At 68.2% G+C, this 20,088-nt stretch carries 21 protein-coding genes; 7 read left to right on the top strand and 14 right to left on the bottom strand.

Translation table 11 applies throughout. The annotated features are described in order from the left end of the window. Positions 1 to 2: 2 nt before the first annotated feature. The 4 genes from gluQRS to ACQY76_RS04795 all read left to right on the top strand — a co-directional run bounded on the left by gluQRS (position 3) and on the right by ACQY76_RS04795 (position 3,710). Complete coding sequence (gene gluQRS / locus ACQY76_RS04810) at positions 3 to 917, top strand: tRNA glutamyl-Q(34) synthetase GluQRS (protein ID WP_428031763.1); 915 nt, start codon at positions 3 to 5, stop codon at positions 915 to 917. A 37-nt stretch (positions 918 to 954) separates the two neighbouring features. Continuing rightward, complete coding sequence (locus tag ACQY76_RS04805; protein WP_428031762.1) at positions 955 to 2,196, top strand: glycerophosphodiester phosphodiesterase family protein; 1,242 nt, start codon at positions 955 to 957, stop codon at positions 2,194 to 2,196. A 94-nt stretch (positions 2,197 to 2,290) separates the two neighbouring features. Beyond that, positions 2,291 to 2,992: a spermidine synthase gene (locus tag ACQY76_RS04800; RefSeq protein ID WP_428031761.1), complete on the top strand. Its 702-nt coding sequence runs from the start codon at positions 2,291 to 2,293 to the stop codon at positions 2,990 to 2,992. 40 nt (positions 2,993 to 3,032) lie between these two features. Next, entirely contained in the window at positions 3,033 to 3,710 is a 678-nt protein-coding gene (locus tag ACQY76_RS04795; RefSeq protein ID WP_428032936.1) for a DUF2161 domain-containing phosphodiesterase, read from the top strand. Here ACQY76_RS04795 and ACQY76_RS04790 read toward each other — a convergent pair. The 6 genes from ACQY76_RS04790 to ACQY76_RS04765 form a co-directional block, all read right to left on the bottom strand. Further along, positions 3,707 to 4,651 carry an AEC family transporter gene (locus ACQY76_RS04790; protein WP_428031760.1) on the bottom strand — a complete coding sequence of 315 codons (945 nt, stop codon included), beginning with the start codon at positions 4,649 to 4,651 and terminating at the stop codon, positions 3,707 to 3,709. The two genes, ACQY76_RS04795 and ACQY76_RS04790, sit on opposite strands and share 4 nt — an antisense overlap. Positions 4,652 to 4,655: 4 nt before the next feature. Continuing rightward, a complete protein-coding gene (locus tag ACQY76_RS04785) occupies positions 4,656 to 4,949 on the bottom strand; it encodes a hypothetical protein (RefSeq protein WP_428031759.1) in 294 nt (97 codons plus the stop codon). A 227-nt stretch (positions 4,950 to 5,176) separates the two neighbouring features. Further along, on the bottom strand, positions 5,177 to 5,770 hold the full coding sequence (locus ACQY76_RS04780) for a disulfide bond formation protein B (protein ID WP_428032935.1): 594 nt from the start codon (positions 5,768 to 5,770) through the stop codon (positions 5,177 to 5,179). Between the two features lie 16 nt (positions 5,771 to 5,786). Beyond that, complete coding sequence (locus tag ACQY76_RS04775; RefSeq protein WP_428031758.1) at positions 5,787 to 5,942, bottom strand: DUF5993 family protein; 156 nt, start codon at positions 5,940 to 5,942, stop codon at positions 5,787 to 5,789. 117 nt (positions 5,943 to 6,059) lie between these two features. Next, entirely contained in the window at positions 6,060 to 8,270 is a 2,211-nt protein-coding gene (locus ACQY76_RS04770; protein WP_428031757.1) for a primosomal protein N', read from the bottom strand. Positions 8,271 to 8,327: 57 nt separating this feature from the next. Further along, positions 8,328 to 9,038, bottom strand: coding sequence for a class I SAM-dependent methyltransferase (locus tag ACQY76_RS04765; protein WP_428031756.1), 711 nt, complete (start codon positions 9,036 to 9,038; stop codon positions 8,328 to 8,330). Between the two features lie 235 nt (positions 9,039 to 9,273). Here ACQY76_RS04765 and ACQY76_RS04760 point away from each other — a divergent pair, with 235 nt between their 5' ends. The 3 genes from ACQY76_RS04760 (at position 9,274) to ACQY76_RS04750 (ending at position 10,948) form a co-directional block, all read left to right on the top strand. After that, the gene (locus ACQY76_RS04760) at positions 9,274 to 10,266 is read left to right on the top strand and encodes a tyrosine recombinase XerC (RefSeq protein ID WP_428031755.1); all 993 of its coding nucleotides are present in this window, start codon (positions 9,274 to 9,276) and stop codon (positions 10,264 to 10,266) included. 10 nt (positions 10,267 to 10,276) lie between these two features. After that, positions 10,277 to 10,711, top strand: coding sequence for a VOC family protein (locus ACQY76_RS04755; RefSeq protein WP_428031754.1), 435 nt, complete (start codon positions 10,277 to 10,279; stop codon positions 10,709 to 10,711). Positions 10,712 to 10,825: 114 nt separating this feature from the next. Beyond that, on the top strand, positions 10,826 to 10,948 hold the full coding sequence (locus ACQY76_RS04750) for a hypothetical protein (RefSeq protein ID WP_428031753.1): 123 nt from the start codon (positions 10,826 to 10,828) through the stop codon (positions 10,946 to 10,948). 84 nt (positions 10,949 to 11,032) lie between these two features. Here ACQY76_RS04750 and ACQY76_RS04745 read toward each other — a convergent pair whose 3' ends face one another. From ACQY76_RS04745 to ACQY76_RS04710, 8 genes are all read right to left on the bottom strand, one after another. Beyond that, on the bottom strand, positions 11,033 to 11,476 hold the full coding sequence (locus ACQY76_RS04745) for a DUF1801 domain-containing protein (protein WP_428032934.1): 444 nt from the start codon (positions 11,474 to 11,476) through the stop codon (positions 11,033 to 11,035). Positions 11,477 to 11,507: 31 nt separating this feature from the next. Next, entirely contained in the window at positions 11,508 to 12,908 is a 1,401-nt protein-coding gene (lpdA, locus tag ACQY76_RS04740) for a dihydrolipoyl dehydrogenase (protein ID WP_428031752.1), read from the bottom strand. Positions 12,909 to 12,929: 21 nt separating this feature from the next. Next, positions 12,930 to 13,223 carry a hypothetical protein gene (locus ACQY76_RS04735; RefSeq protein ID WP_428031751.1) on the bottom strand — a complete coding sequence of 98 codons (294 nt, stop codon included), beginning with the start codon at positions 13,221 to 13,223 and terminating at the stop codon, positions 12,930 to 12,932. Further along, positions 13,220 to 13,471, bottom strand: a complete 252-nt coding sequence (locus tag ACQY76_RS04730; RefSeq protein ID WP_428031750.1) for a DUF4160 domain-containing protein — start codon at positions 13,469 to 13,471, stop codon at positions 13,220 to 13,222. Before ACQY76_RS04730 ends, ACQY76_RS04735 begins: the two co-directional genes overlap by 4 nt. A 19-nt stretch (positions 13,472 to 13,490) precedes the next feature. After that, positions 13,491 to 14,756 carry a 2-oxoglutarate dehydrogenase complex dihydrolipoyllysine-residue succinyltransferase gene (gene odhB / locus ACQY76_RS04725; RefSeq protein WP_428031749.1) on the bottom strand — a complete coding sequence of 422 codons (1,266 nt, stop codon included), beginning with the start codon at positions 14,754 to 14,756 and terminating at the stop codon, positions 13,491 to 13,493. Positions 14,757 to 14,875: 119 nt separating this feature from the next. Beyond that, positions 14,876 to 17,857: a 2-oxoglutarate dehydrogenase E1 component gene (locus tag ACQY76_RS04720; protein ID WP_428031748.1), complete on the bottom strand. Its 2,982-nt coding sequence runs from the start codon at positions 17,855 to 17,857 to the stop codon at positions 14,876 to 14,878. A gap of 328 nt (positions 17,858 to 18,185) precedes the next feature. Beyond that, positions 18,186 to 19,151, bottom strand: a complete 966-nt coding sequence (gene mdh, locus ACQY76_RS04715; protein WP_428031747.1) for a malate dehydrogenase — start codon at positions 19,149 to 19,151, stop codon at positions 18,186 to 18,188. A 178-nt stretch (positions 19,152 to 19,329) separates the two neighbouring features. Continuing rightward, on the bottom strand, positions 19,330 to 20,052 hold the full coding sequence (locus ACQY76_RS04710) for a DUF1003 domain-containing protein (RefSeq protein ID WP_428031746.1): 723 nt from the start codon (positions 20,050 to 20,052) through the stop codon (positions 19,330 to 19,332). Between the last annotated feature and the right edge of the window lie 36 nt (positions 20,053 to 20,088).

Here is a 20,088-nt window from a genome sequence, read left to right as displayed (position 1 = left end):
CCGTGGCGCGCCCCGCCTTCCGCTTTGCGCCCAGCCCGAACGGGTTGCTGCATCTCGGCCATGCGCGCTCCGCCCTTTTGAACGACGCCATGGCGCGCGCTGCCGGCAGGCGGCTGCTACTGCGCATCGAGGATATCGACCCCGCGCGCTGCCGGCCGGACTTCGAGGCGGCGATCTTCGAGGACCTCGCCTGGCTGGGGCTGGAATGGGAGGCGCCGGTGCGCCGGCAATCCGAGCATTTCGCCGACTATGAATCGGCGTTGGCGCGGCTCGAAGCGCTGGGGCTGGTCTATGCCAGCTTCGAGAGCCGGGGCGAGATACGCCGCGCCGTGGCGGAGCGGCCGGGCTGGCCGAGCGACCCGGACGGGGCGCCGCTGTTTCCCTTTTCCCGCGACATGTCGAGCCCGGAGACTCGGGCGCAACGCAGGGCGGCGGGCGAGCCCTATGCGTTGCGGCTCGACATGAAGCAGGCCGCAACGCTGACCGGGCCGCTGGACTGGCAGGAGATCGACGCGGCCGGCGGTGCCGCGCGCCGCATTGCCGCCGATCCGCGCGCCTGGGGCGACGTGATCCTCGCCCGCAAGGAGGTGCCGACCTCCTATCACCTCGCCGTGGTGGTGGACGACGCGCTGCAGGGCATCACCCATGTGGTGCGCGGGGCGGATTTGAAGGCGGCGACCTCGGTGCACCGTGTGCTGCAGGCGCTGCTGGGGCTGCCGGCGCCGCTCTACACCCACCATGCCCTGCTGCTCGATGCGGAAGGCCGCAAGCTCTCCAAATCCATCGGCTCGCAAGGCCTCGACGCGTTGCGGGCGCAGGGGGTGACGCCCGACGAGGTGCGGCGCCAAGCGCTGGGGAAGGCGTTCGCCGACATGACGGGGCGTTGCCGTAACATCCATGTCACTGGAACGGAGTAGCCAAACCACGCATTACTCTGCCCTGAACGGAGCCCCCATGCCCCGACACATCCGCCTGCAGGCCGCCGCCGTCTTCGTCCTCTCTCTCGCCGCGGCGAGCGCGTCCGCCCAGGCGCCGGGCGGACCGGCGGAACTCGGGCCCCGCCCGTTCCAACTGGTCGACCAGATGAAGGACGGGCCGCTGAAGGACGAGCTGGCCCGCTGCAGGGGGCCGTTCGCCACCAAGAACTTCTCCATCTCGCATCGCGGCGCGCCGCTGCAGTTTCCCGAGCACACGCGCGAGGGCTATCTCGCCGCCGCCCGCATGGGCGCCGGCGTGATCGAGTGCGACGTCGCCTTCACCAAGGACCGCGAGCTGGTGTGTCGCCACGCGCAGTGCGACCTCGCCACGACGACCGATATTCTCGCCCGCCCCGAACTCGCCGCCAAATGCAGCGAGGGCTTCACGCCGGCCGACCCGGCCAGCGGGCGCAAGGCGCGGGCGACGTGCTGCACCAGCGATCTGACGCTGGCCGAGTTCAAGACGCTGAAACCGAAAATGGACGCTGCCAACCCCAACGCGACGAACGTGGCGGACTACATGAACGCGACGGCGCGCTGGCGCACCGACCTCTATGTCGACCGCGCGACGCTGATGTCGCACAAGGACTATATCGCGCTGGTCAAATCGCTCGGGCTGAAGTTCACGCCGGAGCTGAAGGCCCCGGACGTCGCGATGCCGTTCGACGGCGACTACACGCAGGACGCCTACGCCCAGCAGATGATCGACGACTACAAGGCGGCCGGCGTGGCGCCCTCCGACGTCTATGCCCAGTCGTTCCAGCTGCGCGACGTGCTCTATTGGCTGAAGGCGGAACCGGCCTTCGGCGCCCAGGCGGTCTATCTCGACGGCCGCGACGAGACCGGCAGGGGCTTCGACAACATGAAGCCGGAGAGCTGGTCGCCCTCCATGCAGGAGCTGGCGGACCAGGGGGTGAAGATCCTCGCCCCGCCGCTCTGGATGCTGGTGACGGTGCGGGACGGCAGGATCGTGCCCTCGCGCTACGCCGAGGAGGCCAAGAAGGCCGGGCTCGGCCTCATCTCCTGGTCGCTGGAGCGCTCGGGCCCGCTGAAGGATGGCGGCGGCTACTACTACCAGTCGGTCAAGCCGGTGATCGACCGGGATGGCGACGCGCTGACCCTGCTCGACGTGCTGGCCCGCGATATCGGCGTGATCGGGGTGTTCTCCGACTGGCCGGCGACCACCACCTTCTACGCCAACTGCATGAAGCTGAACTGAGGGGAGTGCAGGGCACCCCGCTCTTACGGTGGGCGTGCTTGCCCGGCGGCCCTGATCGGCGCTACCTCGGGGGACGCCCCCGCCGAGACGCCCGATGATTCCCTGGATCCTGCTCGATACCGCCCCCGTGCCCGATGGCGGCGAACTGCGCCTGAAACGGCGGGGCGACGAATTCTCCATCATGGCCGGGGCGACCGAGCTGATGAACAGCCGCCTCAGCGGCTCGGAGAAGGCGCTCGCCACGCTGGTCTGCGCGCGGCTGGGGCCGCGTCCGGCGGCGCGGCTGCTGATCGGCGGGCTCGGCATGGGCTTCACGCTGCGCGCGGCGCTCGGTGAGGTTGGCGCCGACGCGCAGATCGTGGTGGCCGAGCTGGTGCCGGCGGTGATCGCCTGGGCGCGCGGGCCGATGGCGGACATCTTCGGCGACAGCCTGGCCGACCCGCGCGTCGCCCTGTTCGAGGGCGATGTCGCCGGCCTGATCGGTGCGGGCCGCGCGGCATATGACGCCATTCTGCTCGATGTCGACAATGGGCCGGGCGGGCTCACCCGGGCGGCCAATGACGGGCTGTACGGCCCTGCCGGGCTGGGCGCCGCCCGTGCGGCGCTGCGGCCGGGCGGCGTGCTGGCGGTGTGGTCTTCCGCGCCGGACAGCGGGTTCACCAGCCGCCTGCGCCGCGCCGGCTTCGCGGTGGAAGAGGCGCGGGTGCGCGCCCATGGCAAAAGCGGGGCGCGGCACGTGATCTGGCTCGCCGCCAAGCCGGCGGGTGCCGCGCGCGCGCCGCGCCCGCACGGCTGAGGCGGACCTTCCTTTCCTGCGACGAGCTGGAGTGCCGACCCTGGAAACCTCGCTCTATTTGCCGATCAAGCGGTTCCTCGAAGAACGCGGCTTCACCGTGAAGGGGGAGGTCGGCGGCTGCGATCTCGTCGCGCTCTCGGCCGACGAGACGCCGCTGGTGGTGATCGGCGAGCTGAAGCTCAGCTTCAATCTGGAACTGGTACTGCAGGCGGTCGATCGCGCGGGCGCCTGCGACGAGGTGTGGCTGGCGGCGCGGGGCTCGGTGCGCGGGAATGGACGCGAGCGCGATTCGCGCTTCCGCAATCTCTGCCGGCGGCTGGGGTTCGGCATGCTCGTGGTGTCTCCCGCCGGCGAGGTGGCGGTGCTGGTCAGCCCGGACGCGCCGATGCCGCGAAAGGACCCGCGCCGCCGCTCAAAGCTGATGGCGGAGCACCAGCGGCGGCTGGGCGATCCGGCCGTGGGGGGCGGCTCGCGCGTGCCAATCATGACCGCCTATCGCCAGCAGGCGCTGGCCTGCGCGGCGGCGATGGCGGCGGGGCCGCAGCGCCCGCGCGATTTGCGCGGCAGGGCGCCGGACGCCGGCAAGATATTGCGGGACAATGTCTATGGCTGGTTCGCCCGCACGGATCGGGGAATCTATGCGCTGACGCCGGCCGGCTTCGAGGCGCTGGTGCGCTGGCCGCAGCCGGCGCCCGCGCCCGACGCGCCCGGCCACTAGCTCACGCCGAGGATGAGAAACCAGATGGTGATGGTGAACAGGCTCGCCGCCGTCGACAGCGAGACCGCGCTGGCCGAGGCAGTGACGCCGGCCTTGTAGCGCTGGGCGAGCAGATAGGCGTTGATGCCGCAGGGCATGGCGGCGAACACCACGGCGACATCCGCCCAGACCGGCGGCATCGGCAGCACCCGGGTGAGGGCGTAGACGATGGCCGGGTGCACGCACAGCTTCAGCGTGGTGATGAGGACCGCCGGGCCGATATCGCCGCGTATGGGATAGCGGTGCAGCGCAAGGCCGAGCGAGACCAGCGCGCAGGGCACCGCAGAGGAAGCGAGCATGTCGAGCGTCTGCTTCAGCACCCCGCCGGGCACATAGCCGGTGAGCCGGGCGATGCAGGCGGCATAGATGCCGAGCAGGATCGGGTTGCGCGTCAGCATCCGCCACAGCTGGCCCAGCATCGCCCGCGACAGGCCGGCGCCCGCCCCGTCGGCAAGGACGGTGGCCACCACCATCATGACCGGCAGATGAATGGCGAGCAGCAGGAACAGCGGCACCGCCCCCTCCGGGCCAAAGGCCTGGAGGATGAGCGGCACGCCGACGAACACGGTATTGGCCTGGCCGCAGGCGAAGCCCTGGATCACCGATTCGAGATGGCTGCGCCCGAACAGCTTCCTGGCCGCCACCATGCCGAGGGCGAAGACCACGAAGGCGCCGGCGAAATAGGCGATCCAGTAGCCCCAGGGCTGGCCCCCCTGCGGCAGCTGGGCCTCGGCCAGGGTCTTGAAGATGAGCACCGGCACCGCCAGCCCGAACACATAGTCGGACAGGCCCTCGGCGGCGCGTTCGCGTAGATGCCCGGACAGGGAGGCAACGAAGCCGACCCCGATCAGCCCGAAGACCGGCGCCACGACAAGGGCGATGGCGCCGAGCTGGGCGAGCATGCGATCAGGCCGCGATCTCGGTGGCGGCGCTCGACACGAGATGGGAGGCGCGCACCGGCACCATCACGTCGATGCGCGCCCACAGGCGCTCGGCGATCTCGGGGCCGGCGACAAAGGCGATTTCCGCCCGCATGGTGCCGAGATGGGCGGGATCGATCTTGCCGTCCGCCGGGCCGTCGAGCCGGATACGGGTCGGCTGAACGTCATGGACGGCGAAAGGCTCCAGCAGGCGGAGCATGAGATTGGGATGGGCATCCGCCTCGACGACAAGGCGATGGCGGGAAAGGCCGGCAGTCATGATGGCGTCCGATGATGACGAGAGGAATCAGGGAGGTCGAGCGTCAGGAAACCCGGCCGAACCTGTCGGCCGGGCGACGAATTCGCCGCCCTGCGCAAAACTGCGCGCCCTCGTGTGAAACGATCATCATGGCCGGGAAGCTAGGCCTCGCGCGCGCACCCGTCAATGCCGCCGGGGGAATTTGCGCGCGCGGCCGTCGGGGCGCCGTGCTTTTGCGCGATCGCCGCTCAGGGCGCGGGGGCGGGCGCGGGCGGCTCGCTGTCCAGCAGGAGGTAGTCCTCCGGGTCGTCCGGGCACAGGCCACCGCCGCATTCGAGCACGGTGGAGACGCCGTTGGCGAACGCCAGCAGCGCGATCAGCCCGAAGGCCAGCAGCGCCAGCCCGCCGAGCCGGTAGACCCGAGGGCGGGACGCGAACTGCCGGTCGAACAGCAGGAGCAGGGCGCAGCCCCCGACGATGACAACGAACAGAAGCGCCGCCCAGGTGTAGAAGTGCATGCCGAGAAACGCCGCGCCGAAGCTGCCGGAGCCGGGCACGATGTGAAGCAGCATCTGCCGGGCGGCCACCACGTCGCCGGCGATGGCGGACAGCATGGCGAGCGCGTAATGGCTCGGCCGGGGGCCGAATTTCAGGTTGAGCGCCAGCCCCACACCGACGCCGACAAAGCCGGCGCGCTGGAGAAGGCAGAGCGGGCAGGGCAGTTCGCCGCCGACGAACTGGTCATAGAAGGCCATCAGAAGCACCGCGCCGATGGCGAGCAGGCCCAGCGCGTTGAGAAGGCGGGAGAGGTCCGGGGTCAGGGGATCGTGGGCCTTGGGCATGTTCACGGCGCGGCCCTCACAGCGCGATGTCGAGCGCGGAGGTGGCGTGCAGCTTGAACAGCGCCAGCAGAACGCCGACCGACACGAGACCGGCGGCAACTGCGAGGCCCCTTTGGCCGGCGGCCGCGAAGCCAAGGGCGATGCAAAATCCAAAAAAGGGAAGGCTCATCATCTCTGCACGCTCCGCCGCGCCGGCAAATGCTACCGCTTACTGTGAGCAAAGCAGGCGCGCGACGCAATGTCATGACGCAGCGCGGCAGGCGCGCCGGCTTTGCACGACACCCTTGTTCTAAACGAAGCTCTGGGGGTCGATGTCGATGTCCACCCGCAGGCTTCCCGTCGCACGCGGCGCCGCCGCCATCCAGGCGCGGACATAGGCGGACAGGTCGAAGGCGCGCTCCGAGCGGGCGAGCAGCCGGTAGCGGTGGCGGCCGCGAATCAGCGCCAGCGGCGCCTCGGCGGGGCCGAGCACCCGCACCTTGTCGGTGAGGGGCGAGCCGGCGGCGAGCGCGCGTGCATGGGCCTGCGCGGCGTGGGGATCGGTGCCGGAGACGATGAGCGCGGCGAAACGGGCGAAGGGCGGCAGGTGCGCCTCCTCGCGCACCGCGATCTCGCGGTCGTAGAAGGCATCGCGGTCGCCCGCCACCAGCGCCTGCATCACCGGGTGCTCGGGCATGTAGGTCTGCAGAAAGGCGCGGCCTTCTACTTCATGGCGGCCGGCGCGGCCGGCGACCTGGTGCAGCAGCTGGAAGGTGCGCTCGGCGGCGCGGGGATCGCCATGGCCGAGACCGACATCGGCGTCGATGACCCCGACCATGGCGAGGCCGGGGAAGTTGTGGCCCTTGGCGACGAGCTGGGTGCCGATGATGATGTCGACCGCACCGTCCTCGATCGCCTTTAGTTCGGCGCGCAGCCGCTCCACCCCGCCGGCGAGGTCGCTGGAGAGCACCTGCAGCCGGGCCTGCGGAAACAGCTTTGCCGCTTCCTCGTGCAGCCGCTCGACGCCGGGGCCGCAGGGGATGAGCGCATTGGGCTCGTGGCAGTGCGGGCACGCCTCCGGCACCGGCATGGCATAGCCGCACTGGTGGCATTCGAGCCGGCGGCGGAAGCGGTGCTCCACCAGCCAGGACGAGCAGGACGGGCATTTTATGCGGTGCCCGCAGGCGCGGCAAAGCGTGAGCGGCGCATAGCCGCGCCGGTTGAGGAACAGCAGCGCCTGCCCGCCGGCCTCGATCGTCCGCGCCATTTCCTGCGCCAGGCGCGGGGCGATCCACTGGCCGCGCGGCGGGCCCTCGCGCCGCAGGTCGATCGGCTCCAGCCGCGGCACCTTGGTGCCGGCGAAGCGCTCCGGCAAGGCGAGGCGCGTGTAGCGCCCGCGCCGTGCGTTCACCTCGGTTTCGATGGACGGCGTGGCGGAGACCAGGGCGATGGTCGCCGCTTCCAGCCGCGCCCGCACCACCGCCATGTCGCGGGCGTGGTAGTGGACGCCGTCCTCCTGCTTGTAGGCGCTGTCATGCTCCTCATCGACGAGGATGAGCCCGAGGTCGCGGAACGGCAGGAACAGCGCCGAACGCGCGCCCGCCACCACGCTCACCTCGCCCGAGGCGACGCCGCGAAAGATGCGCCCGCGCCGCTTTGTCGACACCGCCGAGTGCCATTCCGCCGGCCGCACGCCGAAGCGCCGGGCGAAACGGTCGAGAAACGCCTGGGTAAGGGCGATTTCCGGCATCAGGATCAGCGTCTGCCGCCCTTGCCGGATGGCTTCCGCCACCGCCTCGAAATAGGCTTCGGTCTTGCCCGAGCCGGTGACGCCGTCGATGAGGAAGGGCTGGAAGGCGCGCGCCCGCACCGACGCCACGAGCCGGGCGGCGGCCTCGGCCTGCGCCGGCAGCAGCTCCGGCGTCGCATGGTCGGGGTCCGGCGGCTCGGCGGCGGGCTCGGGTGGCAGCACCACGGTTTCCAGCACGCCGTCGTCGATCAGCCCATCCACCACGGAGGGCGAGACGCCGGCTTCCTTTGCCGCCTCGCTCTTGGCGCGCAGGAAGCCGTCCTCCAGCGCGGCGATCACCTTGTCGCGCGCCTTGGTGCGCCGCTCCGGGCGGTGGTCGGTGAGGCGCACGCCGGTGCGCTCGCGGGCGATGCCGGCGCTCTCGTCATGGCGCAGGGCGAGGCGCAGCACCATGCCGGGCGGCATCACCGTGTAGTCGGCGATCCAGTTGATGAAGGCGATCATCCGGGCGTTCAGCGGCGCCACGTCATAGCGGCGCTGGATCGGCTTCAGCTTGGCGAGGTCCACCGGTCTGGCATCGGCGGGGCGCGGCCAGACGCAGCCGAGCATGGTGCGGGTGCCGAGCGGCACTACCACGACATCGCCCACCGCCACCTCCATGCCCTCCGGCACGCGGTAGGAATAGGCCGACCCGATGGCGAGCGGCAGCAGCACATCCACCATGCGCTCGCGCGCGGGGAAGAGGGAGGGGGAATCGACGGGCTCGACCATGGCGGGTCTTCATAGCGCATTGGCCGGGCCGGCGTCGCGACCGAGGACGGCGCCGGGCTACGTTTGGCGCTTTGGCTTGCGAGCGACGAGCAGGTAGTTCGCTGTGAAGGTGGACGGCGTGTCGCCCTCCATGAAGGCAAGCCGCACAAAGCTGGCGTATATCCACCGCATGACGCGCCTCACCGGCATGAACAGCCGGCCCCGCACGCTAAAGCGCGGTTCGAAGGGCGCCCGCAGCGCCTCGACGGCAAAGCCGCTCGCCGACATGAGGCGCCGGATCTTGTTGGCACCCAGCGCGTGAACATGGGTGGCGTCGCCATTCTGGAACGGCATGGAGAACGGGCTGTCGCCATTGGGAAACCGCGCCAGCAAGCACCCTTCCGGCTTCAAGATGCGCGCGATATCCCGGCAAAGCAGGATCAGCTCGTCATAAGGCACATGCTCGAAAACATCGAGTGCAACCACAATATCGGCAGTCCCAGCCGGAATTTCCGACAGGTTGTCGACGACTTTGTAACCCGCCTGGCGAGCCCGTTGCTGAAGAGCCGGCTGGATTTCGCTGCCGATGACATCGATCCCGCGGCTCCGCCCCCAGGCGAGCAGCGGTCCATTACCGAAGCCGACCTCGACGAGGCAGGTCTCCGCCGGTCGAGTGTACGCAATATAGGGCCCTATTTCCGCATCGAAATACGCTTTCTGCCCCGGGAGGCATGTTCCGAATGCATCCTCCCGCCAGTCCTTCCATTCGATATAATCGGAATAGGACATGCGTCTCTCCCACATGCATTGGAGGGGCAGCATAAATTACCGCATTGCAATGCGACGTCCGGCAAAGTTCCAATCGATTCATACTTGAAGTTCATGATGTGCAGTATCGAGATGTAGGCTGACATAGTGTCATGCACTGTTCCCTGCGGCAGGGGCTGTCAAAAGGCAGCGTTTGGGCCGAGGGTCTCCGGAAGAGCACGCCTGTTGGCCGAACGTGAACGTGGAGACGTCGTGCATGGCAAGCACGGATGCACAGAAGGCGGAACGCGCCGAGCGGGGGCTGCTGGCGGGGGCGGCGCCGGATGTCGCGGCGGCGCTGGCGGGCTGGCTCGGGCGGCTTGGCCATGAGCGCCGGCTCTCGCCCAAGACCCGCGAGGCCTATGCGCGCGATGTCGCGACCTTTCTCGGCGTGCTGGCCCGCCATATCGGCCACGTTCCGACCATGGCCGACCTTGCCGCGCTTCAGCCGCGCGATGTGCGGGCGGTGATCGCCGCCCGCCGTGCCGAGGGAATCGAGGCCCGTACCCAGATGCGCTTCCTGGCCGCCGCCCGCTCTTTCGGCCGGCACCTCGAGCGCGAGGGGCTCGGCAAGGTGGGGGCGCTCACCGCCGTGCGGGGGCCGCGCGTCGGACGCACGCTGCCGCGTCCGCTGGCCATGGCCGATGCGCGGGCGCTGGCCGACCCCGCGACACGCGAGGGGGATGCGCGCGAGCCGTGGATACTCGCCCGCGACGCGGCAGTGCTGGCGTTGCTGTACGGCTCCGGCCTGCGGATTTCCGAGGCGCTGGGGATGCTGCGCCGGGACATGCCCGAACCGGGGCGCGGCGACCAGATCATCGTGCATGGCAAGGGCGGCAAGGCCCGTATGGTACCGGTGCTGCGACAGGTCATCGAGGCGGTCGATGCCTATGCCCGTGCCTGCCCCTATGACCTTGAGCCGACCGGTGCGCTCTTTCGCGGGGCCAGAGGCGGGCCACTCTCGCCGCGCATCGTGCAGCTGGCGGTGGAGCGCATGCGCGGGGCGCTGGGCCTGCCCGACAGCGCGACGCCGCACGCGCTGCGCCATTCCTTCGCCACCCATCTGCTGGGGCGCGGCGGCGACCTGCGCTCGATCCAGGAACTTCTCGGCCATGCCTCGCTCTCCACGACGCAGATCTACGCGGCCGTCGATTCGGCGACGCTGATGGCGGCGTGGAAGGCGGCGCATCCGCGCGCCACGGTGAAATAGGAGCCAGGCGATGACGCCGATCCAGCCGATGATCGAGCACATGTCGATCGGGGTGAGCAACTATGAACGCGCGCTCGCCTTCTACGACGCGGTGCTGGCGCCGCTCGGCTTCGTGCGCGTTTCCTCGCATGCCGAGCCGGAAGGCGAATCCGCCTGCTGGGGGCCGGAGGGCGAACTGCCCTCGCCCGAGGGCACGCCCGGCGCGGCGCCGTTCTGGATCCAGCACCGGGCGGACACGATCACCCCACCGCCGGGGTTCCATTTGTGCTTCATGGCGCCGACCCGGCGGGCGGTGGAGGCGTTCCACGCGGCCGGGCTGGCGACCGGCGGGCAGGACGCTGGCGCGCCGGGACTGCGCCCGCATTACGGCGAAGGGTATTATGCGGCCTTCCTGCTCGACCCGGATGGCTGGAAGATCGAGGCCGTGACCTACACGGATGCGTGATAGGGCGCCAAAACGGCGCCGCGATGGTGCCGGAGGACCGGAGGCGGGTTTTCACCCAGGGGAAGCTGGGTGACACTTATCGTCTCTTGGACCCCAAGACAGAGGAGACCATCCATGAAGCGTCTCGTGACCGCTCTGTGCGCGCTGGCCCTGACCACGGCCGTGGCCGGAACCGCCGTCGCCGACTGCCCCGCGCATGCGGCGAAGGACACCAAGACCGACGTAAAGGGTTCCTGACCGACCCTGTTCTCCCCCTCGACGCATTTGGCCCGGAAGGCGACTTCCGGGCCGATTTTCGTCGCGGCGGGCCTGCCGGCGGGCTCAAGGAACCCAGCCGGGCAAGGCGGCTGCCTGGCGGATCCAGTCGGCCAGCTGCGCCTCGGCGACCCTGTCGGTCTCGTAAATATCGATCCAGCGCGCCTCCTTGCTGCGCGCCGTTCCACCCGGCGGCAGCGGCGCCAGCGAGGCGCCGGCGAAGAAGGTGATCTTCACATAGCGGGTGAGCACATGGAGGGACAGGAACCAGCCCTGGCCCTCGACGCCATAGAGGGGCGAGTTCCACTTGACCGCCTTGCGCACGCCGGGGATGGTTTGCACGACGAGGGCGTCCACCTGTTCGCCCACCGCACGCTTCCAGCCCGGCATGGCGGCGATATAGGCCGCCACCGGCGCGTCGCCCTCGGCCTTGGCGATCTGCGGATTGCCGCCGGAGAGAAGGATGACCTTCGCCTGCGTTGCGGGCAGGGCGGTTTTCGCGCGGGCCAGCGGCGTCTCCTCTCGGCGCAGGGGCGGCGCCTCACATGTGGATGGCGCGCTTCTCCACCGCCATTGCCGCTTCCTTCACCGCTTCGGAACGGGTGGGGTGGGCGTGGCAGGTGCGGGCGAGATCCTCGGACGAGCCGCCGAACTCCATCAGCACGGCGCATTCATGGATCATCTCGCCGGCCTCGGCGCCGATGATATGTGCGCCGAGCACGCGGTCGGTGGTCTCGTCGGCGAGGATCTTCACGAAGCCGTCGGTCTCGTCATTGGCCTTGGCGCGGCCATTGGCGAGGAAGGGGAACTTGCCGACCTTGTAGGCAATGCCGGCCTGCTTCAGCTCCTCCTCGGTCTTGCCGACGGAGGCCACTTCCGGGAAGGTGTAGACCACTGCCGGAATGACATCGTAATTCACATGGCCGGCCTGGCCGGCGAGCAGCTCGGCGATGGCGACGCCTTCGTCCTCGGCCTTGTGTGCCAGCATCGGGCCGACAATGGCGTCGCCGATGGCGAAGATGCCGGGCACGTTGGTGCGGTAATAATGATCGGTGACCACGCGCCCGCGCGGGTCGGTTTCGACGCCGAGCGCGTCCAGGCCCAGCCCCTCCGTGTAGGGCACGCGGCCGATGGCGACGAGCACCACATCGGCCTCCAGCGTCTCGGCGGCGCCGCCGGCGGAGGGTTCGACCGAGACCTTCAGCGTCGCCCCCGAGGTGTCGACGCCGGTGACCATGGCGCCGAGCTTGAACGCCACGCCCTGCTTTTCCAGGATGCGCTGGAACGACTTGGCGACCTCATTGTCCATGCCGGGCAGGATGCGGTCGAGATACTCGACCACGGTGACGTGCGACCCCAGCCGGCGCCACACGCTGCCGAGCTCCAGCCCGATGACGCCGGCGCCCACCACCAGCAGCTTGCCCGGCACCTTTTCCAGCGCGATGGCGCCGGTGGAGGAGACGATGCGCGTCTCGTCGATGGCGATACCCGGCAGCTTGGCCACGTCCGAGCCGGTGGCGATGACGATGGCCTTGGTCTCCAGCGTCTGCTGCGTGCCGTCCGCCAGGGCGACATCCACCTTGCCGGCGGCAGGAATGCTTGCCGTGCCGTGGAAGGTGTCGATCTTGTTCTTCTTCATCAGGAAGGCGACACCCTTGGTGTTGCCCTCAACCGCCTGGTCCTTGAAGCCGAGCAGCGCCGCATGGTCGAGCGTCGGGGTGCCGACCTTGATGCCCATCTTGGCGAAATGGTGCCCGGCCTCCTCGAAGCGGTGCGAGGCGTGCAGCAGCGCCTTGGAGGGGATGCAGCCGATGTTGAGGCAGGTGCCGCCAAAGGTGGCGCGCTTCTCGACCACCGCGACCTTGAGCCCGAGCTGGGCGGCGCGGATGGCGCAGACATAGCCGCCGGGGCCGGTGCCGATGACGATCAGGTCGTAGGACATGGGGAGGCGTTCCTTAGGAGTTCAGCTTGCCATCAGGCGGTGGACTTCGGCCTGGCGCTCGCAGTCACGGCGCAAGCCATCGGCGCCGAGGTCGATCTCGTAGCCGGTGTCGTCGGTCCAGAAGATATAGTGCCCGTAGTCGCCGAGCATCACGCGGTCGAAATTCGCGTGGTCACGGCGCAGGTAGTCAAAGACCTCGCCATCGGCGATGAGCGGCCGCACGTCCACGACACCTTCGAAGCCGTCAGTAAAGACGACCTTGAGGACGCCATAGATGACAGGCGCGACCGAGACGATGCGGGGAAGTTCACTCATTCCATCGGCCTCAAGGGCAGCTTCGCGATCGCGCTGGTATAGGCGTTGATGAGTTCCGCCTGACGAGAGGCGGCCCACTCGATCACCGCGCGCCGCTTTGCCTCGGGCAGGCTACCTTGGGCGACGCGCAATGTCCGAATGTGAATCACGGCCCGATGTTCTGCAAACTCGGCATGAAAATGAGGTGGCGGATGATCGTTGGCGTAGAATTTAATCTTAACGCCGTCGACTAACGCCACCACCGGCATTGTCGGTCACCCCGGACGATCACAGATCCAGCACGAGCCGGGTCGGGTCTTCCAGGGCTTCCTTGACGCGGACGAGGAAGGTGACCGCGCCCTTGCCGTCGACGATGCGGTGATCGTAGCTGAGCGCCAGATACATCATCGGGCGGGCGACGATCTGGCCCTTCACCACGACCGGGCGCTCCTCGATGCGGTGCATGCCGAGAATGCCGGACTGCGGCGCGTTGAGGATCGGGGTCGACATCAGCGAGCCATAGATGCCGCCATTGGTGAGGGTGAAGGTGCCGCCCTGCATGTCCTCGATGCCGAGCTTGCCGTCGCGCGCCTTGCGGCCAAGGCCCGAGATGGCCTTTTCGATGCCGGCAATGGACAGCTCGTCGGCGTTGCGCACCACGGGCACCACGAGGCCCTTGTCGGTGCCGACAGCGATGCCGATGTGGTAGTAGTTCTTGTAGACGAGGTCCTGCCCGTCGATCTCGGCATTCACCTCCGGCACGTCCTTGAGGGCCTGGATCACCGCCTTGGTGAAGAAGCCCATGAAGCCCAGCTTCACGCCGTGCTTCTTCTCGAACACATCCTTGTACTGCGCGCGCAGCGCCATCACGGCCGACATGTCGACGTCGTTGAACGTCGTAAGCATGGCGGCGGCGTTCTGGGCCTCCTTCAGGCGGCGCGCAATGGTGACGCGCAGCTTGGTCATCTTCACCCGCTCTTCGCGCGAGGCGTCGTCGGCGCTGGACGGGGCGCGGGCCGCTACGGGCGCCGGCGCTGCAGCGGGCGCCGGGGCGGTGGCAAGGGCGGCAAGCATGTCGCCCTTGGTCACGCGCGCATCCTTGCCGGAACCGGCGAGCATGGCCGGGTTCAGGCCGCTTTCCGTCGCGAGCTTGGCCACCGCCGGACCGTTGGAGCCGGCGGGCGCAGCGGCGGGGGCGGGCGCTTCAGCCTTGGGCGCTTCCACTTTGGCAGCTTCGACCTTGGGCGCTTCGGCTTTCGGTGCCTCGGGCTTGGCGGGAGCCGGCGCGGCGGCGGGGGCAGCCTTCGCGGCGCCCGCACCTTCGCCGATCGAGCCGAGCAAGGCGCCGACACCGACCGTCTCGCCGTCCTTGGCGACGATCTCCGAGAGCACGCCGGCCGAGGGCGCGGGCACCTCGATCGTGACCTTGTCGGTCTCCAGCTCGACAATGGGCTCATCAGCGACGACGGTGTCGCCGGCCTTCTTGAACCACTTGCCGATCGTTGCCTCGGTGACCGATTCGCCCAGCGTCGGGACGCGGATCTCGGTGGCCATGCTCGTTCTTCCTCACCGTTTGCCGGCTGCGGGGCCGGCACTCCCTCGGGTCTTGCGGACTTAGGTCTTGTAGTCGGGTCTTGCAGAGTCGGGTCTTGTAGCGTCGGGTCTTGCGGATACTAGCCCAGGGCGTCCTGAAGGAACGCCTTGAGCTGCGCCAGATGCTTGGACATCAGCCCCGTCGCCGTGGCGGCGGAGGCCGGGCGACCGGTGTAGCGCGGCCGCGACGAGGCGGAGCCGGCCTGTTCCAGCACCCATTCCAGATAAGGCTGCACGAAGGCCCAGCCGCCCTGGTTCTTGGGCTCTTCCTGGCACCAGACGATCTCGGCCTGCTTGAAGCGGCCGAGCTCCTGCGCCAGCGTCTTGAGCGGGAAGGGGAAGAGCTGCTCGACGCGCATGATGTAGATGTCGTCGAGGCCCCGGCGCTCGCGCTCCTCATAGAGGTCGTAATAGACCTTGCCCGAGCACAGCACGACGCGGCGGATCTCGCTGTCCGGCTTCAGCTTCACCGCCTCCGTGGGCAGCGCCGCCGCGAAATTGCGGTCGGCATCGTCCCACAGCACCCGGTGGAAGGTGGTCTGCGGCCCGAATTCGGCCAGCGTCGAAACGGCGCGCTTGTGGCGCAGCAGGCTCTTGGGCGTCATCAGGATCAGCGGCTTGCGGAAGTCGCGCTTGAGCTGGCGGCGCAGGGCATGGAAATAGTTTGCCGGCGTCGTCAGGTTGGCGACCTGCATGTTGTCCTCTGCGCACATCTGCAGATAGCGCTCCAGACGGGCGGAGGAGTGCTCCGGGCCCTGGCCCTCATAGCCATGCGGCAGCAGGCAGACGAGGCCGGACATGCGCAGCCATTTGCGTTCGCCCGACGACAGGAACTGGTCGAAGATCACCTGCGCGCCATTGGCGAAGTCGCCGAACTGGGCTTCCCAGATGGTCAGGGCGTTCGGCTCGGAGAGCGAGTAGCCGTATTCGAAGCCGAGCACGGCCTCTTCCGAGAGCATCGAGTTGATGACCTCGTAATGGGCCTGCCCCTGGCGCACATGGTTGAACGAGGTGTGGCGCTCTTCGGTCTCCTGGTCGATCAGCACCGAATGGCGCTGCGAGAAGGTGCCGCGCTCGCTGTCCTGGCCCGAGAGCCGGACCGGGTGGCCGTCAAGCAGCAGCGAGGAGAAGGCGAGCGCCTCCGCCGTCGACCAGTCGATGCCGGCGCCGTCGTCGAGGATCGCCTTGCGGCGGGCATCGAGGAAGCGCTGGATGGTGCGGTGGACATGGAAGCCCTCCGGCACGGTGGTGATGCGCTCGCCGATCTCACGCAACTCGTCGATGCCCACGCCGGTGACGCCGCGGCGCGGGTCGTCCTCGGCGGCGGCGGCCTTCAGCCCGGCCCAGCGGCCATCGAGCCAATCGGCCTTGTTCGGCTTGTAGGCCTGGCCCGCCTCGTGCTCGATATCGAGCTTGGAGCGCCATTCGGCGCGCATGCCGTCGATCTCGCCGGGCGCGATCACGCCCTCGGCTTCCAGCTTGCGCGAATACAGCTCCAGCGTGGTCGGGTGCTGCTTGATGAGCTTGTACATCAGCGGCTGGGTGAAGGCCGGTTCGTCGCCCTCATTATGGCCGAAGCGGCGGTAGCAGAACATGTCCACGACCACGGGCTTGCGGAAGCGCTGGCGGAACTCGGTGGCGATCTTGGCGGCGAAGGTCACCGCCTCGGGGTCGTCGCCGTTCACGTGGAAGATCGGCGCCTCGATGGTCTTCGCCACATCGGAGGGATAGGGCGAGGAGCGCGAGAAGCGCGGATAGGTGGTGAAGCCGATCTGGTTGTTGATGATGAAGTGGATCGAGCCGCCGGTGCGGTGTCCCTTCAGGCCGGAAAGGCCGAGGCATTCCGCCACCACGCCCTGGCCGGCGAAGGCCGCGTCGCCATGCAGCAGCAGCGGCAGCACCTGGGTGCGCTCAGTGTCGCGCAGCAGATCCTGCTTGGCGCGCGACTTGCCGAGCACCACCGGGTCGACGATTTCCAGATGCGACGGGTTGGCGGTCAGCGACAGGTGAACCTGGTTGCCGTCGAACTCGCGGTCGGACGACGCGCCGAGATGGTACTTCACATCGCCGGAGCCTTCCACCTCGTCAGGTGCCCAGGAGCCGCCCTTGAACTCGTGGAACAGCGCGCGGTGCGGCTTGCCCATCACCTGGGTGAGCACGTTCAGGCGGCCGCGATGGGCCATGCCGAACACGATCTCCTTCACGCCGAGATTGCCGCCGCGCTTGATGATCTGCTCAAGCCCGGGGATCAGGCTCTCGGCGCCGTCGAGGCCGAAGCGCTTGGTGCCGGTGTAGCGGACATCGAGGAACTTCTCGAAGCCCTCGGCCTCCACCAGCTTGTTGAGAATGGCGCGCTTGCCCTCGCGGGTGAAGGTGATCTCCTTGTCCGGGCCCTCGATGCGCTCCTGAATCCATGCCTTCTCCTCGGGGGAGGAGATGTGCATGAACTCGACGCCGAGCGTCGCGCAATAGGTGCGCTGGAGGATGGCGACCATCTGGCGGACGGTGGCGAATTCCATGCCCAGCACGTGGTCGATGAAGATCGGCCGGTCGAGATCGGCCTCGCGGAAGCCATAGGAGGCGGGGTCGAGCTCGGGCGCGGCGCGCACCGGCTCAAGACCCAGCGGGTCGAGCTTGGCGTGGAGATGGCCACGCATGCGGTAGGCGCGGATCATCATCAGCGCCTTGACGGAATCGCGGGTGGCCTGCTGGACGTCGGCGGTCGAAAGCTCGACGCCGGCCTTCTGCGCCTTTTCGGAAGCCTTGGCCTCGACCTTGCGGCCGATCGCCTTCTCGACCTCGATCCACTGCCCGTCCATCGCCGAGACGAGTTCGCCATTGGCGTGGATCGGCCAGCCCTCCTTCTTCCAGGAGGCGCCGCGGGCGCTCTTCTCCACGTCGGCCGGGGCGTCCTTCAGCCCGGCGAAGAAGGCCTGCCACTCGGCGTCCACCGAATTGGGATCGGCCTCGTAACGGGCATAGAGGTCCTCGATCCAGGCCGCATTGGCTCCGTAGAGGAAGGAGGTATTGAGAAAGGTCTCGTTCACGTCCGCGCGCGACATCGTCGGCTCCTGGGGGACCGTTCGGGTCCGGTGGCAGTGCTTTCTTGCCGAAGATCGCCAGAGGCCGGTGCCCCGGGCTCACTGCGGTGCTCCGCAACGCGAAGCGAAAGTCGGATAGGCTTTTATATAGGTCTCGTATTCACCTCGGGAATGCCGCAGGAATGCGGCACAGGGATGTGAAAACGCCGTCCATCACCCACAAGCAATAACGGCACCAGCGTTTAAAGCACCAGCGGCAGGGCTTCCCCGCCGCCGACATTCGTTAGGCAGACCGTTCACGTCCTCGCGACACGGGCACCAGGGCGCCCGCGCCGGAGGCCGCCCAGGCTCACGCGCCGAGATCGGGGGCGATCTTCTGGCACTCGCCGACCAGCTCCTTCACGGAGGCAACCGACTTGTCGAGCATCGCCCGCTCATTGGCATCGAGCGCGATCTCGACGATGCGCTCCACGCCATTGGCGCCGATGATGACCGGCACGCCGAGATAGAGGTCATCCACGCCGTACTGGCCGGTGAGATAGGCAGCGGCCGGCAGCAGGCGCTTCTTGTCCCGGAGATAGGAGGTCGCCATCTCGATGGCCGAGGCGGCCGGGGCGTAGAAGGCCGAGCCGGTCTTGAGCAGGTTGACGATCTCGCCGCCGCCCTTGCGGGTGCGGTCGACGATGGCGTCCACCTTCTCCTGGCTGGTCCAGCCCATCTTCACGAGGTCCGGCAGCGGGATGCCGGCAACGCCGGAATAGCGCACCAGCGGCACCATGTCGTCGCCATGACCGCCCAGCACGAAGGCGGTGACGTCCTCGACCGAGACGTCGAACTCGTCGGCAAGGAAATAGCGGAAACGGGCGGAATCGAGCACGCCAGCCATGCCGACCACCTTGTGGGTGGGAAGCCCGGAGGCCTTCTGCAGCGCCCACACCATGGCGTCGAGCGGGTTGGTGACGCAGATGACGAAGGCGTTCGGCGCATATTGGGCGATGCCGGCGCCGACCTGCTCCATCACCTTGAGATTGATGCCGAGAAGATCGGAGCGGCTCATGCCCGGCTTGCGCGGCACGCCGGCGGTGACGATCACCACATCCGCGCCCTCGATCGCCTCATAGCCATTCGCGCCCACGAGCTTGGCGTCGAAGCCGAGAACCGGCGACGCTTCGGCGATGTCGAGGCTCTTGCCCTGCGGGATACCTTCGGCCACGTCGAACAGAACCACGTCGCCGAGTTCCTTGAGGCCTGCGAGAAGGGCGAGAGTACCGCCGATCTGGCCAGCCCCGATCAGTGCAATCTTTGCTCGAGCCATGAGATTTCCTGACTTTCCGAGGGAAGGGTGCGGCGCTACGCCGCGCGGGGTTCCGATAGACCTTATCGCCGCGTGGTTCAAGCGAGGATGAGCATCGGGGTAAATACGTCGGACTACGACTTTCGGTCTAAGTACTGGTATACGAAATACCTAGCCGCGCGCGCTGTAAGATTGCCTTTTAACGGCGGCGGCTGGCGAGATCTTCCATGAGTTCGATCTGGATCGACTGAATTTCCGTCAGACGCTCCCATTGGCGGGTGAGCATGTGGTCGATCTTCTCGTGCAGGTGGCGGATTTCCAGCTCGGCCTTGAGATTGACGCGGTAGTCGTTCTCCGAGCGTCGCCGGTCCTTCGCCTCCTGCCGTTTCTGGCTCATCATGATGACGGGCGCTTGAAGGGCGGCCACGCAGGACAGGACAAGGTTCAAAAGGATGAACGGGTAGGGGTCGAAGGCGCCCATCAACCCCGCAATGTTCATCGCCATCCAGAGGTTGATGAACACGACGAAGGAAATGATGAAGGTCCAGCTGCCGCCGAACGAGGCGATGGCATCGGCGGCGCGTTCGCCGAAGCTGCGGCCGCTTTCGATGTCCTGCTCGACGTTCTCGGTCAGTATGTCGTTGGCGGCGAGGCTCTCGATCACGTCGTGGTCGAGCTGGCTGAGGTCGCCGCGCTCGGCCTTCAGCGTCTCGGCGATGTAGGAGGCTCGCTCCCTCGCCAGCGCCTTGCGGGAAATATAGGCGTCGGGCGCGATGTCGGGATGCAGCGCGCGTATGTGGTCCGCCATGCCCGGCCGCAGCATGTCGAGCCGCACGCCGTCGCGCGCCGACACGACCTTGCCGGTGAGGGCGCAGCTGTGGCGTGGCGGAATGTCGTGGTCCTGACGGGGGCGATTGCTCATGCCGGAGCGTCCATGAAGGGGGTGCCCGCAGGGCGG

Source organism: Ancylobacter sp., assembly GCF_965279025.1.
Classification (GTDB): Bacteria; Pseudomonadota; Alphaproteobacteria; order Rhizobiales; family Xanthobacteraceae; genus Ancylobacter.
The sequence above is the reverse complement of the archived record's forward strand: the minus strand, read 5'-3'. Positions and strand labels throughout refer to the sequence as shown.